Here is a 15,669-nt window from a genome sequence, read left to right on the forward strand (position 1 = left end):
AGAGCTAAGCAGATGAAGCGTTGGCTTGCCAACGCAAGTCTGCTTAGTGGATTCACACTTCGCAGTCCGACACCAACGCTCTGAAAAAGAGAGCGCTTTTCCCCTCCCCCTTGCGGCGAGGGGCCAGGGGTGGGGGTGGTTCAGGATGAGGCGCAGCGGTACCGTCTGCACCAACCCCCACCTCCAACGCCTCCCCGCAAGCTTGAGCGATCCCGGGCAAGCCCGGGGTCGCCAGGGGAGGAGAGAGCGCCGGCGCAGCTGTGTGAACATTGTAGCCCGCAGCGGGGAGAGGGAGGGCGCGCGGCAGGCTCGGTCCCTCAGGTTCTAGAAATTCCCGCCGAAGCTCAGCGCTTCTGCTCGCAGCGCGTCTTCAGGTAGGCGCCATCCTCGCCCTTGAAGCCGGCATTGGCGGCGAGCACCGGGCCCTGGATCAGGCATTCCTGGAGGGTGTGGGCCGGGCCCGTGACCACGTCGATGGCGGTGTCGCGCGAGCAGTCCGGAGCCTGGACCGAGGCTGCGCAGATGAGGGCGACGACGAGGATCTGGTTCATGGGGCCTCCCGGCTCGGCCCGGCTTGTCGGACGGCGGGCAGCGTCAACCGAAAGGCACAGGTGGGCGCGCCGGTTCCATCACACCTGTGCGGCCAAATCGGCACCGCCCGCGATCGCCTCCGGGCTCGGCACCCGGCCTTCGCCCAGCAGGTGCAGGAACGCCGTGAACGGCGTGTTGCGGCCGATGCTGCAGGCCGCCACTGCGCGGCCCTCCCGGATATAGAAGGCGATGAAGTCGAGGGCGGCCGGATCGCCCTGCAGGATGATCCGCTCGAAATCCGGCGCGTAGCCGCCATAGTCGAGGCGCTTGTCGCCCTGGTTGCTCCAGAAGAACGGCGCGCCGGAGAAATCGCCCTGCGCGCCCAGGATCGCCCGGGCCGCGTGCGTGCCATGCTGCTGGGCGAGCCGCCAGTGCTCGATCCGCGCGGTCATCCCGCTGCCCTGCTCCGGGAAGGCCGCGATGTCGCCCGCGACCCAGACCCGGTCGGCGAGCATGAGGTCCGCACCGACCCGAAGGCCTCCGGTCTCGTCCGGCTCCACCCCGGCGACGATCCCGGTCTCCGGCGCGGCCCCGGCGCCGATCAGGACGAGGTCGGCCGGCAGGTTTTCGCCCGCCTCGGTCTCGACCGCGGTGACGCGGCCATCGCCGGCGATCCGGGCGACGCTGCCGGTCACGAAGGTCACGCCGTTGCCCGCGTGGTACTGCTTCAGCGCCGCCCCCACGGCCTCGCCGAAGCGCTTGGCGAAGGGGATCTCCTCCCGGGACAGGACCGTCACCGACAGACCGCGCTTGGTCAGGAAGGCCGCGGCCTCCAAACCGATGAAGCCCGCCCCGATCACCACCACGCGCTTGGCGTGCTCGGCAGCCTCGCTGAGCCGCACGGCGTCGTCGAGGCTGCGCAGGGTCATCACGCCGTCGAGGTCCTTGCCCTCGAAATCCGGCACCGCTGCGCGGCTTCCGGTGGCGATCAGCAGGGCGTCGCCGGTGAGGGTGCGCCCGTCCGCCAGGGTGACGCTGCGGGTCGCCGGATCGACCCGGGTGGCCTCGGCCGCGATCCGCTCGACCCCGTGGGCCGAGGAAAAGTCCGGCTCCAGCAGGGTCTTCTCCGGCGGCGTCGGCTTGGCCAGGAACTGCTTGGACAGCTTGGTCCGGTCGTAGGGCGGATGCGCCTCGCGGCCGACCATGGTGATCCGGCCTGAAAACCCCTCGCGCCGCAGGGTCGTCACGCAGGCGGCCGCCGCCGCCCCGGTGCCGACGATCAGGACGGTCTCGATGGAGGTGGCAGGGCGCTTGGCCGGGGCCGGTTCGGGCGTGAGCGTCGCCACCGCCTCGCCGCCCTCGATCCGCACGGGATAGCGGGTCAGGGGCTCGAGGGCCGGCGGCTCCTCCAGGCTGCCGTCGGCGACCGAGAAGGCGGCCTTGTGCCAGGGGCAGTAGAGCCGTCCGCCGCAGATCTCGCCCTTGGCGAGCGGCGCGCCGAGATGCGGGCACTTGGCCTGGAAGGCGCGCACGCCGTCGGCGTCGCGCACGAACAGGACCGCGTCGTCGCCCGCCTTGCCCTCGGCCTTGCCGCCGAGGGGGATCGCGTCGAGGGCGAGGCGGATCTCGCGGGGCTTGTCCTGATCCATGCGCGCCTCGCTCGGTCCCGATTCGGGCCGCTGCGGCCCGCGCGCATCAAACCGCGAGGCGGCGAAGGGTTTCCGGGCCCTGCGGTCGCAGGGGAAGCGCCACCTCGTGGTTTCGAAAGGTCGAGACCTTTCGCGGGTCCGGGGCGGAGCCTTGGTCATCATCTCAGGGCTCTGCCCTGAGCACCCGCCAAAGGGCTGAAGCCCTTTGGAAACCCGGGACCCGGGCCGAAGGCTCTCAGCCCCGGCTGGCTACCGCGACCCCCAGGGCGGCCAGCGCCATTCCGGCGCCCTGGAGCGGCGTCAGCACCTCGCCGAACAGGAGGTAGCCGAGCACGGCCGCCACCGGCGGGACGAGGAAGAACAGCGCCGCCACCCCCGCCACCGCCCCCCGCCGGATCAGCGCCAGCAGCAGCAGGATGCCGGCCACCGAATTGATCAGGACCGCCCAGGCGAGCCCGAGCCAGACCGGCGCGACGGACTCGAACCGCGCGCTGCCGAAGGCGACCGCCAGGGGGATCGCACAGGCCATGCCGCCGACGAACTGGAGCGTGGCCCCGGCGAGCAGATCGACCCGCCCGCCGGTGCGCTTCTGCCAGAGGGTGCCGAGGGTCAGCGACAGGACGGCCAGGAAGCTGACCGCCAGCGCGAGCGGCGGGATCCCCGAGGGATCGGCGGCGCCGAGTTTCGGGGCCAGCACGAGGCCCGCGCCGATGAAGCCCATCAGGATCCCCAGTGCCCGCCGGGCGCTGACCCGCTCGCCGAGCAGGGGCTGCGCCAGGAGCGCGGTCAGCAGGGGCTGGAGGCTGCCGACGAGGGCCGCGATCCCGGCCGGCAGGCCGTGGCTCACCGCCCAGAACGTGCTCGACAGGTAGACGCCCTGCATCAGGAAGCCCGCGACGACCGGGTCGCGCCAGCCCGCCCGGTCCGCCGGCCAGCGCACGCGCGCCGCCAGCGCGATCCCCGCCAGCACCAGGGCGACCGCCGTGAAGCGCACGGCCGTGAACCCCAGCGGATCCGCGTGCGGCACCACCGCCCGGGCCGAGATGAAGCCGGTCGCCCAGATCGGCACGAACAGGGCCGGGAGGAGGCTGGCCGCGCGCGTCGGGGGTCGTGAGGATGTCGGCATGGCGGTATCTAAGGCGCATCCGGCCCGCGAGTCGCAACGGCGATCCGGCGCATCCCAGGGGCGTGGCATCCGCGCGTCACCGGTTCGTGTTCGGGACCGGATCGCGTCGGCTGCGTTGACCGGCCGGCCGGGAACGCTCTCCATCGAGGTGGATACCAGCTCGGCGCATGAGCGCGCGTCACAAGAAGGCTCGAGCCGTTCATCGGCGAGCCGTTCCGCCAGAGGATCGTCAGAACACCGTGAAACCCATCCGCAACGGATTCCAGATCATGGGCGTGGCGGCGCAGCGCTTCGTCTCCCACGACGGCTGGGCGATCGCGAGCCACATCGCGCTCTCGACCCTCACATCGCTGTTCCCGTTCCTGATCCTGCTGGCGGCCTTGGCCGGCCTGTTCGGCACCCAGTCGCTCGCCGACGAGGCCGGGGTGCTGATCTTCGACGCGTGGCCCCGGGAGATCGCCAAGCCGATCGTCGGCGAGGTCCACCGGGTGCTGACCGAGCAGCGCCGCGGCGTGCTGACGCTCGGCGCGCTGTTCGCCCTCTACTTTTCCTCTTCGGGGGTCGAGAGCCTTCGGGTCGGGCTGAACCGGGCCTACGGGCTGCGGGAGAGCCGGCCCTGGTGGCTGACCCGGCTCGAATCGATCGGCTACGTGATCTGCGGCGCCTTCGCGATGCTGGCCTTCGCGCTGCTCGTGGTGCTGGGGCCGCTGATCTGGCGCGCCCTCGTGCTGGTGGCGCCGGGGCTCGAGCCCCTGAGCCTGACGGTGGCGATCGGGCGGATCGGGATCACCGCGCTGCTGCTGGCCGTGATCCTGGTCATCGCCCACAAGTTCGTCGCAGCCGGGCGGCGCTCGATCCCGTCGGTGCTGCCGGGGATCGGGGTGACCCTGGTCCTGTGGTTCTTCGCCGGCCTCGGCTTCGGCTATTATCTCGACCGGTTCTCCAACGCCTACGCGTCGACCTACGGCGGCTTGGCCACCGCGATGGTGTTCCTGGTGTTCCTCTACTGGCTCGCCGCGATGTTCCTGTTCGGCGGCGAGATCAACGGCACGGTGATCGCCGCCCGCCGCAGCCGGTTGCAGGCGAAGATGCTGGCCCGCCGGGCCGAGATGGAGGGGAAATGGACGGCGTCGAACACCTGACCGTTCGCGTCGCGGGCGCGGACCTGCACGTTGCGGACCTGCACGTCGCCCGCTGCGGCACCGGTTCGCCGCTGCTGCTGCTCCACGGCTGGCCGGAATTCTGGCTGACCTGGGAGCCCGTGATGACGCGCCTCGCGTCCCGCCACACGCTGATCGCCCCGGATCTGCGCGGCTTCGGCGACAGCGACACGCCGGCGGGTCCCTTCGGGCCGGCCGACCACGCCGCCGACATGGTGGCGCTGCTCGACGCGCTCGGGATCGCGCGGGCCGGCATCGTCGGCCACGATGTCGGCGGGGCAGTGATCCAGGCGCTCGCCCGGGCCAATCCGGAGCGCTGCGCCGGCCTGGTCCTGTTCGATTTCGTGTATCCGGGGATCGGCCCCCGCCTCGCCGCGCCGGACCGGCTCACCGAGATCTGGTACCAGTCGTTCAACCAGATGGATCTGGCGGTCCAGCTGGTCGGTGCCAGCCGCGAGAGCTGCGCCGCCTATATCGGGCACTTCCTGCGGCACTGGTCGCACCGCAAGGACGCGTTCGATCCGGTGCTCGACGCCTTCGTGGACGCGTATTGGAAGCCCGGAAACCTCGCGGGCGGCTTCGCGCATTACCGGGCGGCCCATGCCGGACGGGTGGCGATGCTCAAGGGTGAGGCCCCGCCCCTGCCGCCGATCGGCGTGCCGACCTGCGTGCGCTGGGCCGAGCACGACCCGATCTTCCCCTACGCCTGGACCGACCGCCTGGGCGAGACGTTTTCGGATCTCGATCTGGCGCCGTTCCCGGGGGTGGGGCACTTCCCGCATCGGGAGGATCCCGACCGGGCGGCGGAGGAGATCGCGGGGTTCTTCAAGCGCATCGGGTGGGTGTGAGCCACGCCGGAGGCGGGATGAGGCGCGGGTCCCCTCTCCTGAAGGGAGAGGGACAGGGTGAGGGGTGGAACCTCTCCGAAGGAGACGCATCATCGACGAGCTTCGCGGGCGCTGAGAGCCGTACCCGATCGCGTTGCAGCACGGTACACGACAGTGACGCCACCGTCGCCAAATAGGGCGCGGGTCCCCTCTCCCGTGCGGGAGAGGTCTGCTTTCGCAGAAAGCCGGGTGAGGCATGAGAAGAGTCCGGAAGAGGCATGCCTTGTCAGGGCTTCAAGGTGCGCTCGATTTTGAGAGTTCTCGACCCTCACCCCAACCCTCTCCCGCTCGGGAGAGGGGGCAGGTCGCGCTTGCCGACCCAGGCGGAAGACAATTGTCGTGTACCGATCGCGCTGCAGTCGCGCGCGGCTCTCAGCTCTTGTTGTGACGCGCTCTCTTGCGCCGAACCGGTGCCCACTTCGTCGGAGAGCGCTCGCGTTCTGAAGCTTCTCGTCCCTCACCCCAACCCTCTCCCTTCAGGAGAGGGGACCTGCGCATCACCCTGACATGCGGGGCTTGTAGCCGGCGCCGGCCCCTCCTCACGCGGCCAGCGCCAGCCCTTCCTCGGTCTCGGCCGCCATGAACTGCGCCCGGGCGAGCTCGGCGAAGCGGCCATCCTGCGCCACCAGCTGGTCGAAGGTGCCGGCCTCGACGATCCGGCCCTCGTGGAACACCAGGATCCGGTCGGCGTCGCGGATCGTCGCCAGACGGTGGGCGATCACGAAGGTGGTCCGCCCTTCCATCACGGTCTCCAGCGCGCCCTGGAGCTTGCGCTCGGTGGCCGCGTCGAGCGCCGAGGTCGCCTCGTCGAGGATCAGGATCGGCGGGTTCTTCAGGAGCGCACGGGCGATCGAGAGCCGCTGGCGCTCGCCCCCCGAGAGCGACCGGCCGCGCTCGCCGATCACCGTGTCGAGGCCGGCGGACTGGCGCGCCATGAAGGTGCTGGCCTGGGCCCGCTCCAGCGCGTCGAGCATCTCGGCATCCGTGGCGTCGGGACAGCCGACCTGCAGGTTCTCGCGGATCGAGCGGGCGAACAGCATCGGCTCTTGGAACACCACGCCGATGTTGTGGCGCAGGCTCGACAGGCCGACGTCGCGGATGTCCATTCCGTCGATCCGGATCGAACCGGCGGACGGGTCGAAGCTGCGGTGCAGGAGGCCCAGCGTCGTCGACTTGCCCGAGCCGGTGGTGCCGACCAGCGCGATCGTCTCGCCGGGGCGCGCCGAGAAGGACACGCCGTCCAGCGCCCGGCGGCGGCCATCGTACGAGAAGGCGACATCGTCGAAGGTGACCGCGCCCTCGAACCGCGCCACCTGCCGGGCCTGCGGCCGGTCGGCCACCGCCGGGACGGTGTCGTAGATCTCGAAGAACTCCGCGATCTTCGGCGCCTGCTGGAACAGGCCGTTGACGAAGCCGACCACGTGGTCGAGGCGCGCCACGAAGGCGGTGGCGAGGCTCATGAAGGCCACGACCTCGCCCACCGTGGTGGTGCCGGCCTGATACAGCCAGATGCCGGTGACGAAGATCGCCGTCATGGTGATGGTCGCGGACGCCCGGGTCGCCACGTTGGCGAGCGCCCACCAGGACAGGACCGGGATCTGCGCGGCCAGCAGATTGGTGATGATGCCGCGCATCGCGTCCTTCTCGGCCTTGGCGCGGGTGAAGGACTGGATCACCGCGACGTTGCCGAGCGCGTCCGAGGCGTGGGCGGCCAGCCCCGAATTGAATTCCTCGACCTGACACTGCAGCGTCTCGGTCCGGCGCATCACGAAGGTGGTCAGCGCCGTGAAGGCGAGCACCAGCACCACCAGGATCGAGCCGAGCTGCCAGTTGATCAACAGGGTCATCGGCAGGAGCACGCCCAGCGAGACCAGGGCGACCAGATGGTCGCGGAAGAAGCCGAGCCACAGCCAGGCCATGCCGTTGGTGCCCTCCAGCATCGCCTTCAGCACCCGGCCGGAATGGTTGGCCGAGTGGAAGGCGAGCGGCAGGTCGAGCACGTGCTCGAAGTAGCTCGCCATCGAGGACAGGCGGTTGCGGTGGGCCAGCCGGTCGGCGTGGAGCGCGATGAACACGCCCGCCGCGATGGTGAAGAACCCGAACGCCACCCAGGCGGCGAGCAGGGGCAGCATCGTGCCCATGGCGTCGCCGCCGCGCTTGAGATGGGTCAGCTGGTCGATGATCCGGCCCATCAGCAGCGGTTCGGCGAAGGCCGCCACCGCCAGCACGACGTTGGTGGCGGCCAAGCCGATCGCCAGCCGCCGCTCCGCCTTCAGGAATCCCAGGACCCGCCCGTACAGACGAACCATCACGACCGCTCCGCCACCCCTGGCGCGGCCCGTGTGACCCGGGTCCTGCGCCGTCTCTTAAAGAAGGTCGCTTGGCCGGCGGCGTCGCCGCCTCTGCCGTCAAACCCCTCGTACGACAGGCGTATGCCAGGTTCTGCCTGAACGCGCGATGACGGATCGATACAGGTTGGAAACATCCGCCCTTACTGTTCGTTCAGCAAGGTCCCCTAATCTCGAGGGTTACTCGGCCGTTCCCGGTCCCGACAAGCCGGCCGGCGGGTGACGGTCACGCTGCTCCGGGCGGCGCTGCCGGTCCCGAACGGGACGGGGCCGCCCGATGGGCGACGCTACGATGGGCGACGCTACTTGGCGGTGAGCAGCGCCCAGTAGACCTTATACTTCGAGCCCGGCGCGTAGGCGGTGGCGATCCCCATCTTGGTCGCCTTCGGGTCGAGCATCGTGGCGTTGTGCGGGGGACTGTCGCGCCAGCCGGAAAAGGCCTCCGCCAGGGTGTGGTAGCCCGCCGAGAGGTTGGCGTTCACGTCCGCGTAGCCGAGCCGCTCCACCGCGGCCTTGACGGTCTGAGCCCGGCTCGGCCGGTCAGCCAGCGCCATCGAGGCCGCCTCGGCCTCGGCCAGCCGCTGCAATTCCGGGTCGACGGTGAGCGGCGCCGCGCCGCGGTTGCGGCGGTACGACGAAATCATGTCGCGGGCCGCCTCGATATCGATATGCGCGCTGGTGTTGGCGAGCGGCAGATAGATGCTCGGCAGCGCCGAGGAGGCCGGCGCCTGGGCGGTGCAGGCGCCGAGAAGCGCAAGCGCCGGCAGGCAGAGCACCCGCGGCAGAGTCCGTCTCGTGTGTCGTGCGCCCACGTTTCCTGGTCCCCACCCCGGCAGCCGGCTCGGTTGCCGGAGCCATATAGGCCTTGTCGGACCCGCCTGCATCCGCGCTGCAGAATCACTGGCTCGACGTGATATGACGTTCGGTGTCATAACGTCCGAGGCTTTTTCGTCTTCCATGGCACGCGCGCGGCTCCTGCTCGATGACAAGAGGGTCTTCGCGGATGGTATGATCCTTCAGCTCAAACTGTGGGAACTTCAGCCTCCCGACCGGGTGCGTGGTTCAGTGCACGGCTTCAAATATTCGCTGTTCTACGGTGGTGAGGGTCAGCGGATCCTGGCTTACGACAATGAGGCGGGGAAGGGTGATCACGTCCATCGCGGTGCGGAGGAAACGCCCTACCTGTTCACGACGTTCGAGACGCTGCTGGATGACTTCCTGACCGAGGTCGGCGTGCTGCGCGGAGGTGATCGATGAGCGATGAAGTGACCGTCGTCATCGGCGGATCGGTGGAGGATATGCGGGGGCGTTTCCTCTCGGCGGTGCGGCGTGCGGAGGCGGGCGAAGCCGTGGAGCCGGAACGCGTCGTCACCTTCGAGAACTGGGCGACCTTCCTTAAGACCTTCTCGACGGCCCGCATCGCGGTGCTGGAGGCCCTGGCGGCAGGGCCGGCCGACTCGATCACCGCGCTGGCCGGCTCGCTCGGCCGGAATTACCGACGCGTTCACGACGACGTGGCGGCTCTGGAGAAGGCGGGCCTGCTGAAGCGGACCGGGACACGGGTGATGCTCGCCGCCGAGGGCGCGTGTGCGCATCTCGACCTGAGGCCTGCCCGGGCGCGCCCGTAGGGGCGCCCTCCTCCTGAAGGCAGAGCCCGGGGTTCGTCGCCTCAGCCCCCGGCGCTCCGCAAGCCGCGGTCGCGCGGCGCCCGGGCCGGCTCCTCTTCGGTCCCGGAAGCCGGCGCCGCCAGCCCGAACCGGCTGGCGATCTCGCCCATGGCGGTCTGCATCGAGTCGAGGCCCTGCACGGTCACGATGCTGGAGCCGGGGCCGAGCGGCGGGATGAAGCCCGCCTCGCAGAGGGTCGCGAACACGGAAAAATTCAGGTCGGTCAGCACCTTCTGGCCGAGGCTGACGTCGGTGATCCAGACCAGCAGCTCGAATTCGAGGAACGGGTCGCCGATCTTCTTGAACACCACCCGGGGCGCGGGCTCCTTCAGCACGTCGGCGTGGGCCGTCGCGCAGGCCGTGATCATCTCGGCGGCCCGCACCGGGTCCTGGTTGCGCAGGACGCTGACCGTGATGCTCACCCGACCCGAGCGGTCGCCCCGCACCCGGTTCTTCACCACGCCGGAGATCAGGTTGGAGTTCGGCACGATCACGGCCGAGCGGTCGAAGGTCTGGATCTCGGTGGAGCGCACCGAGATCCGCTTCACGATACCCTCGGAATCACCGATCACCACCTGATCGCCGACCCGGATCGGCCGCTCCCACAGGAGCAGCAGGCCCGAGACGAAGTTGTTGACGATCGACTGGAGGCCGAAACCGATACCGACCGACAGGGCGCCGGCCACCAGGGTGAGCTTTTCCAGGCTCAGGCCCAGATACGAGAAGGCGAGCGCCAGCGCGAGCAGGAAGCCGCAATAGCCCGCCACCGTGGTGATCGAGTTGCGCAGGCCGGCGTCGAGGTCGGTGGCCGGCAGGTAGGTGTTCTCCAGCCAGCGCTGCACGCCCTTGGTGATGAACACGCCGACCGCCAGGATCCCGATCCCCAACGCGATGCTGGACAACGAGATCGTGACGTCGCCGACCTTGAAGCCGAAGAAGGCCTGCCGGACCGAGGAGACGATGTCGGTCGAATCGAGCCCCCAGGGCGCCAGCACCAGCAGGGCCGCCACCAGAAACAGCACGACCCGGGCGCCTCCGGTCGCGAGGACCGAGATCTGGTTCAGCGAGCGCTTGCGCAGGCCGGTATTGGCCTGGAGCGTGGTAGCGAGCCGGGTCTCGTCGGAGAGCGCGCGGCCGATGAAGATGTCGACGCTCTGCACCAGCAGGTAGAGCAGCACCAGGATGCAGGCGGCCCAGATCAGCTGATCGATCAGGAAGGTCGCGAAGGCGACGTAGCCCACCAGCGCGCCGAGCCCGATCACCGCCACGGCGGCCCAGCCGAGGAGGCGGGCGGGACCGCCGATGCTCGTGGTCGATTTGGTCGGCACGTAGGGGCCGAAGCAGGCCTCTTCCTCCTGCTCGGTATCGGCGAAGCGGTGCAGTCCGATCGCCAGGATCAGGGCGGTCGCCACGGCGCCGAGGCCGCGCGTCGCGATGGAGATCGGCAGCGCGGCCGAGATCCCGGAATTCAAGGCTTCCACGGACTTCACCACCGTCACCACCGTGGCGATGCCGACCGCGAGCCGCGTCAGGCGCGTGGCCGCCGCGTCGCCCACGGGGGCGGGACGCCAAGCGGGCTTTTCCGGGCTCAGCAGCCCGTCGCAGAGCGCCTCCGCGAAGGCGATGAAGGCGAGCCCCCCGGAGATCGCGGCCGCCACCGGCAGGAGCCGGGACGGCAGGAGGTTGGTGGCATCGAGCGCGTAATAGACCGCGTAGGACCCCGCCACCGCCGGCACCGTCCCGAGCAGGATCACCCGCCAGGCGGCGAGCAGGCGCGCGCGCCGCGACGGATCGGTCGTGCCCACGTCCCGGTGGGCGCCCCGGGGCGCGATGTTGCGCCGCCCGAAATACAGCGCCACCGAGATCCCGAAGGCGAGCCCCAGGAACAGCAGGTTGGTGAGGCTGCCGTTGCGGGAGAACAGGAGGCCGATATCGGACACCGCGCTCTGCAGCGCGCGGGTATCGCGCGGCACGTCGGCCATCACCTTGGCCCAGAGGCCGGGGCCGATCAGCGGCTGGGAGCGCTGGAGCAGGTCGCGGGTGAAGGATTCGCGGCGGCGATTCGAGACGCGGTCGACGATCTGGTCACCCTGGACCACCAGGGAGCGGGCCAGCCGCTGGGTCTCGTCGATCCGGGTGACCGCGGCCTCGCGCTCGGCGCGCTGCTCGGCGACCTCCGGGCTCTCCTGCGTGTCCTTGGGCTTCGGTCCGAGCTGGGTCAGCCGCTCGCGGGCGGCCTCGAGGGGGCCGTCGAGCCGCGTGACGAGGCCGCGGATCTCGTCGGTGACCGTGGCGGCGCTGTCGCGGATGGCGGTGAGATCGGCCACCGTCAGGTCGGTATGGCCGAGCTGTTTCTCGCGGGCGTCGAGTTCGGACTTGGCGGCGTCGAGCTTGGCCCGAACCGCCTTGTACTGCTCGGGGACGTCCGCCTGGACCGGGGCGGGCTTGGCCGCGGTCGGTTTGGCCCCAGCGGGCGTGGTCTCCGCGGGCTTGGTCTCCGCAGGCTTGGTCTCCGCAGGCTTGGCCTCCGCAGGCTTGCCGGCAGGCGCCTGAGCCTGGGCGGGGGCCTGAGCCGGCGTCGGGGTGGGCGTCTCGGCACAGGCTGGCGGGGATGCGGCGGCCAGGCCGAGCATCAGTGCGGCAAACAGGGCGGGCAGGCGGGACGGGCGCGCGCCGCGATCCAGCGTGCAGGTACGCTCGGGCGTACGCGTCATGGGCGACCTCGCGTCGGGCGCGCCGGACGCACGGTCGGCATCCGGCATCGGCGAATCGGCGGCGATTAGGGGACCGGGCGGTCCCTGGCAGCCCCGCGCTCTGCGGGAGCAATAGGGCGAAACCGTGCCCCTGCCCACCCTGCGCCGGATCCGGCGGGTGCCCCCCGGGGGGCTTGGCCCGAGGATGGCATTCGGAGGCATCGGGTGGGTGCGTCCCCAGGGCCTGCCCGGAAAAGCTTCACAAGGGCGTCATGCTGGGATTACATGAACCCCTCATGGACAGGGCCTTTTCGTCATCACGCGAAAGGGCTTGGCCGGCGATCGTGCCGGCTCGGCCCGGCCGCGTTCCGGATCTGATCGCCCCGACTGGCGCCCCCACGCGCCGGCCCGCCGCCCTGTTGCTCCCTCCGCCGCTCCCCCCAGGTCGCCGCCCCGTGCGCCGGCCCGCCCGACATCGGCTTCCGGCCGGTTCGGACGGACCGGTGAGGCGTCGGCCCGGTCCCGCGCGTTATCCGCGTCAGAGCTAGTGTTGAAGAGTCGCGCCGATGATGGATCTCCAAACCCTCGTCCTCAACGCGGATTATCGGCCGCTCTCGTATAATCCGCTCTCCCTCTGGTCGTGGAAGGACGCCTTCACGGCCCTGTTCCTCGACCGGGTCACCCTGGTGGCGAGCTACGACGTCGAAGCGCGCTCGCCCTCGCGGTCGCTGCGGGTGCCCAGCGTGGTGGCGCTGAAGAACTATGTGGCGCTCGCCCGCAGCCCGGCCTTCACCCGCTACAACATCTACCTGCGCGACGGCTTCAGCTGCCAGTATTGCGGCCTGCGGCTGCCCTCGGGGGGCCTGACCTTCGACCACGTGGTGCCGCGCTCCCGGGGCGGCCTGTCGAGCTGGGAGAACGTCGTGGCGGCCTGCTCGCCCTGCAACCTCCGCAAGGCCAACCGCACCCCGGCCGAGGCCGACATGCCGCTGGCGATCGAGCCCCGGCGACCGACCCGCTACGAACTGCACCACCGCCAGCCGGAATTCGACCACAAGCAGTATCACCACACGTGGCTCGACTACCTGTACTGGGACAGCGAGCTGGAGAGCTGAGGCGGGCATTGCCGATTGCGTATTGCCTGCAGAGCGTCACCATGGAAACCTTCGCCACCGGACGCGTCGACACGCATCGAGCCGCCCAGCATCAACACGCCATTTGGAGGAGCGTGCGGCGCGAGCAGACGTACAGGCGGTGATCGAGTCCGTGCGCAAGGCCCCGGATGTCCCGGCCGAACCCGGCGATGACAGGCCGGACACACGTCGCAGCCAGCAACTCGGCCGGTCGGCTCATGGCGTCCCCGGCGGCCCGCCTCACCAAGCCGGCGTGAAGCGGGGCGGCTCGTTGTACATCGGGACGTTGTGGTTGCGCGGCAGGTAGTCCCGCACCAGCACGGGCGGCGGGACGACCGGGACCACCGGAACGAGCCGCACCCGGACCCGGTGGCGGATGACGCGCGGCTCGGGCCGATCCCCGGGCCAGGCCACGGGGGACGCCAGGACGGGCCCTGCGACGAGCAGGGCCGCGGCGACCGCGAGACAGCGACGACCACGCATGAACAGGCTCCCGCCGACAACCAAGACCAGACCGTGCCGTATCAGAACTTGATGGCCGCGCCGGCGCGGACGGTGTTCAGGTTGACCTTGTGCCCGTCGAAGCTGTCGAACAGCACGTACTGATACTCGGCGCGCAGGAGGATGTTCGGCGTGATCGCGTATTCGATGCCGGCCCCCAGCGCGACGCCAGCGACGACCTTCGTCCGCGACCGCTGATCGTTGTACGTGGCTCTGAACTGATTGACGAAGGTGCTCGTCCCGGCCAAGCTGGCGTTGTACGCGCTGACGTCGAAGCCGGAATCGGAGTAGCTGAGCGAGTCCGCGACGCGGGCGCGGCCGATCGCGACGCCGCCCGTGACGTACGGCATGAGGCTGTCGATGGCGTAGCCGAGACGGGCCCGCAACGTCCCGTAATCGGTGATCCGCGTTGCGGAGGTCCCGTTCAGGTTGAGAGTCTCCTGCAGACCCAGCGAATTGGTCTTGGTGCGACCGATACTGTCGGAGGAAGAGCCCAAGCGGCCGAAATTCGTGTAGTCGCCCTCGATGCCGAACACGAAGCTGTCGTACTGGACGTTGTAGCCGACATAGCCACCGAAGCTCGCGGAGCCGACGCGCCGCGATGGCGGGCTCAGCAGGGCCGAGGCACCGAAATCCGACTCGGCGGTCGAGTTGTGCGAGCGCTCGTAGACCATCGGCGAGAGCGCGTTCTTGAACCCGAGCGCCGCCGAGGTGTAGCCGCCATGGCCGCCGACATACACGCCGCTCCAGTCGATCACCCGGACCGGGGCCGGAATCGGATCGTAATCGGCACCGCGCAGGTAATCGTAATCCAGGTCTGCAGCCCGGGCGGTGTTGACGCCGCAGAGACCGAGAACCGCCAGCAGCGGAAAGGTGACGGTACGCATCGGGATCGTCCTGGAACTGAGTGACAAGCGGCGGATCGAGCCTCAACTCCGTGGTAGTCGAGTAACCTTAATCATCCGTTGATCGAAACGAGTTTCCAGGTTGCAATGCTGATCTATCACTGTTGTCAGCGGTCTCTCGGACGACATCGATCGGCATCGGATATGTCTTCGGCTGCATCCGCGGCCCGCACGGCAGCACCGAAACGCGAAACGGCGCGGAGGGCATCCGCGCCGTCGCCGTCCGGTGATGAGATCGGGGTGCGATCAGTACTTGCGCACCAGCGGGCCGGGGATCGGCTCCGGCATCAGCGGCGGCAGCGGCGCCGCCACGATGCCGCCGAGGTAGTAGCGCAGGCCGATCTTCACGTCGTGCGCCTCGATGTCCTTCACCTTGATCGCCTGGAGGCTGCCGGTGCAGCACGGCACGTAGCCGGCGCCGGTCTCGGCCTTGCCGAGGTTCAGGTACCGGTAGGCCAACTCGATCTTCAGCGCGTCGGTCACGTTGTAGGCGAGGCCGGCATGGAGCGCCCAGGCGAAGCTGCCGCTCGACTTGTCCTTGTAGAACTTGCTGCCGCTGTTGGTGTTGTAGACCGCGTTGCCGTTCGCGTCGTAGACCGGCTTGTAGTTGTAGGAGGGCGCGCCGCAATCGCAGCCATAGACCGGGTTGCCGTAATCGTAGCCGTAGGTCGGGCTCGTGAACTGCTGGTTGGTCGAGTAGGACGAGATGTGGTTGAAGGCGTAGCCGACGCCGCCGCCGATGAACGGCGTGATGCCGTACCACGTGCCGAGGTCGAAATACGCGTTGGCGAGTACGACGGCGGAGTCGAAGTTGCCGCTCGACTTGTTGACGCCGTAGGAGCCGAGGCCGTCATCGTAGTCCGGGCCGCGGTAGTACTCGCTGCCGCGCAGGCCGGTGGCGTAGCGATACTCACCGGTGATGTCGCCGCGGAGGAACGGGGTGAACTGGTAGCCGACGCCGACGCCCGCGAAGCCGCCGCCGCCGATCACGTTGCCGAAGGAGCGGTTGGCGTCCGGGTAGCCGGTGTAATCGTAGGCCTCGCTGTACTTCGGGCGGGTGTAGACGCTG

The 15,669-nt window shown here is 69.7% G+C and carries 14 protein-coding genes; 5 read left to right on the forward strand and 9 right to left on the reverse strand.

Features of this window, described 5'->3' with window-relative positions:
- Positions 1-344: 344 nt before the first annotated feature.
- From OXS49_RS09670 to OXS49_RS09680, 3 genes are all read right to left on the reverse strand, one after another.
- A complete protein-coding gene (locus OXS49_RS09670; RefSeq protein WP_243917642.1) occupies positions 345-551 on the reverse strand; it encodes a hypothetical protein in 207 nt (68 codons plus the stop codon).
- 78 nt (positions 552-629) lie between these two features.
- Positions 630-2,180: an FAD-dependent oxidoreductase gene (locus tag OXS49_RS09675; RefSeq protein WP_244003451.1), complete on the reverse strand. Its 1,551-nt coding sequence runs from the start codon at positions 2,178-2,180 to the stop codon at positions 630-632.
- A 235-nt stretch (positions 2,181-2,415) separates the two neighbouring features.
- A complete protein-coding gene (locus OXS49_RS09680) occupies positions 2,416-3,306 on the reverse strand; it encodes a DMT family transporter (RefSeq protein WP_244003449.1) in 891 nt (296 codons plus the stop codon).
- A 269-nt stretch (positions 3,307-3,575) separates the two neighbouring features.
- Between OXS49_RS09680 and OXS49_RS09685 the strand changes: the two genes are divergently transcribed.
- Both OXS49_RS09685 and OXS49_RS09690 read left to right on the forward strand, forming a co-directional pair.
- The gene (locus tag OXS49_RS09685) at positions 3,576-4,448 is read left to right on the forward strand and encodes a YihY/virulence factor BrkB family protein (protein ID WP_244003458.1); all 873 of its coding nucleotides are present in this window, start codon (positions 3,576-3,578) and stop codon (positions 4,446-4,448) included.
- Positions 4,427-5,314, forward strand: coding sequence for an alpha/beta hydrolase (locus OXS49_RS09690; RefSeq protein ID WP_267423773.1), 888 nt, complete (start codon positions 4,427-4,429; stop codon positions 5,312-5,314). Before OXS49_RS09685 ends, OXS49_RS09690 begins: the two co-directional genes overlap by 22 nt.
- 578 nt (positions 5,315-5,892) lie before the next feature.
- Here the strand turns inward: OXS49_RS09690 and OXS49_RS09695 are convergent.
- Together OXS49_RS09695 and OXS49_RS09700 are read right to left on the reverse strand one after the other, a co-directional pair.
- A complete protein-coding gene (locus tag OXS49_RS09695; RefSeq protein WP_267423780.1) occupies positions 5,893-7,662 on the reverse strand; it encodes a glucan ABC transporter ATP-binding protein/ permease in 1,770 nt (589 codons plus the stop codon).
- 341 nt (positions 7,663-8,003) lie between these two features.
- Positions 8,004-8,468 (reverse strand): CAP domain-containing protein, encoded by a 465-nt coding sequence (locus tag OXS49_RS09700; protein ID WP_267423781.1) that lies wholly within the window; start codon positions 8,466-8,468, stop codon positions 8,004-8,006.
- 148 nt (positions 8,469-8,616) lie between these two features.
- Here OXS49_RS09700 and OXS49_RS09705 point away from each other — a divergent pair, with 148 nt between their 5' ends.
- On the forward strand, positions 8,617-8,958 hold the full coding sequence (locus OXS49_RS09705) for a DUF6516 family protein (protein ID WP_267423774.1): 342 nt from the start codon (positions 8,617-8,619) through the stop codon (positions 8,956-8,958).
- Positions 8,955-9,329, forward strand: coding sequence for a hypothetical protein (locus OXS49_RS09710; RefSeq protein WP_244003443.1), 375 nt, complete (start codon positions 8,955-8,957; stop codon positions 9,327-9,329). The genes OXS49_RS09705 and OXS49_RS09710 overlap by 4 nt, the downstream gene beginning before the upstream one ends.
- Before the next feature lie 41 nt (positions 9,330-9,370).
- Here OXS49_RS09710 and OXS49_RS09715 read toward each other — a convergent pair whose 3' ends face one another.
- On the reverse strand, positions 9,371-12,082 hold the full coding sequence (locus OXS49_RS09715) for a DUF3772 domain-containing protein (protein ID WP_244003441.1): 2,712 nt from the start codon (positions 12,080-12,082) through the stop codon (positions 9,371-9,373).
- 545 nt (positions 12,083-12,627) lie between these two features.
- Between OXS49_RS09715 and OXS49_RS09720 the strand changes: the two genes are divergently transcribed.
- The gene (locus OXS49_RS09720) at positions 12,628-13,176 is read left to right on the forward strand and encodes an HNH endonuclease (protein ID WP_243917628.1); all 549 of its coding nucleotides are present in this window, start codon (positions 12,628-12,630) and stop codon (positions 13,174-13,176) included.
- 258 nt (positions 13,177-13,434) lie between these two features.
- Here the strand turns inward: OXS49_RS09720 and OXS49_RS09725 are convergent, their stop codons facing one another.
- The 3 genes from OXS49_RS09725 to OXS49_RS09735 form a co-directional block, all read right to left on the reverse strand.
- A complete protein-coding gene (locus tag OXS49_RS09725) occupies positions 13,435-13,677 on the reverse strand; it encodes a hypothetical protein (RefSeq protein ID WP_267423775.1) in 243 nt (80 codons plus the stop codon).
- 41 nt (positions 13,678-13,718) lie between these two features.
- Positions 13,719-14,582, reverse strand: coding sequence for an outer membrane beta-barrel protein (locus OXS49_RS09730; RefSeq protein WP_244003436.1), 864 nt, complete (start codon positions 14,580-14,582; stop codon positions 13,719-13,721).
- A 264-nt stretch (positions 14,583-14,846) separates the two neighbouring features.
- Positions 14,847-15,669, reverse strand: an 823-nt coding sequence (locus OXS49_RS09735; RefSeq protein ID WP_267423776.1) for a porin family protein, incomplete at its 5' end; no start/stop codon positions are given.

Source organism: Methylobacterium sp. GC_Met_2 (assembly GCF_026540795.1).
GTDB lineage: Bacteria > Pseudomonadota > Alphaproteobacteria > Rhizobiales > Beijerinckiaceae > Methylobacterium.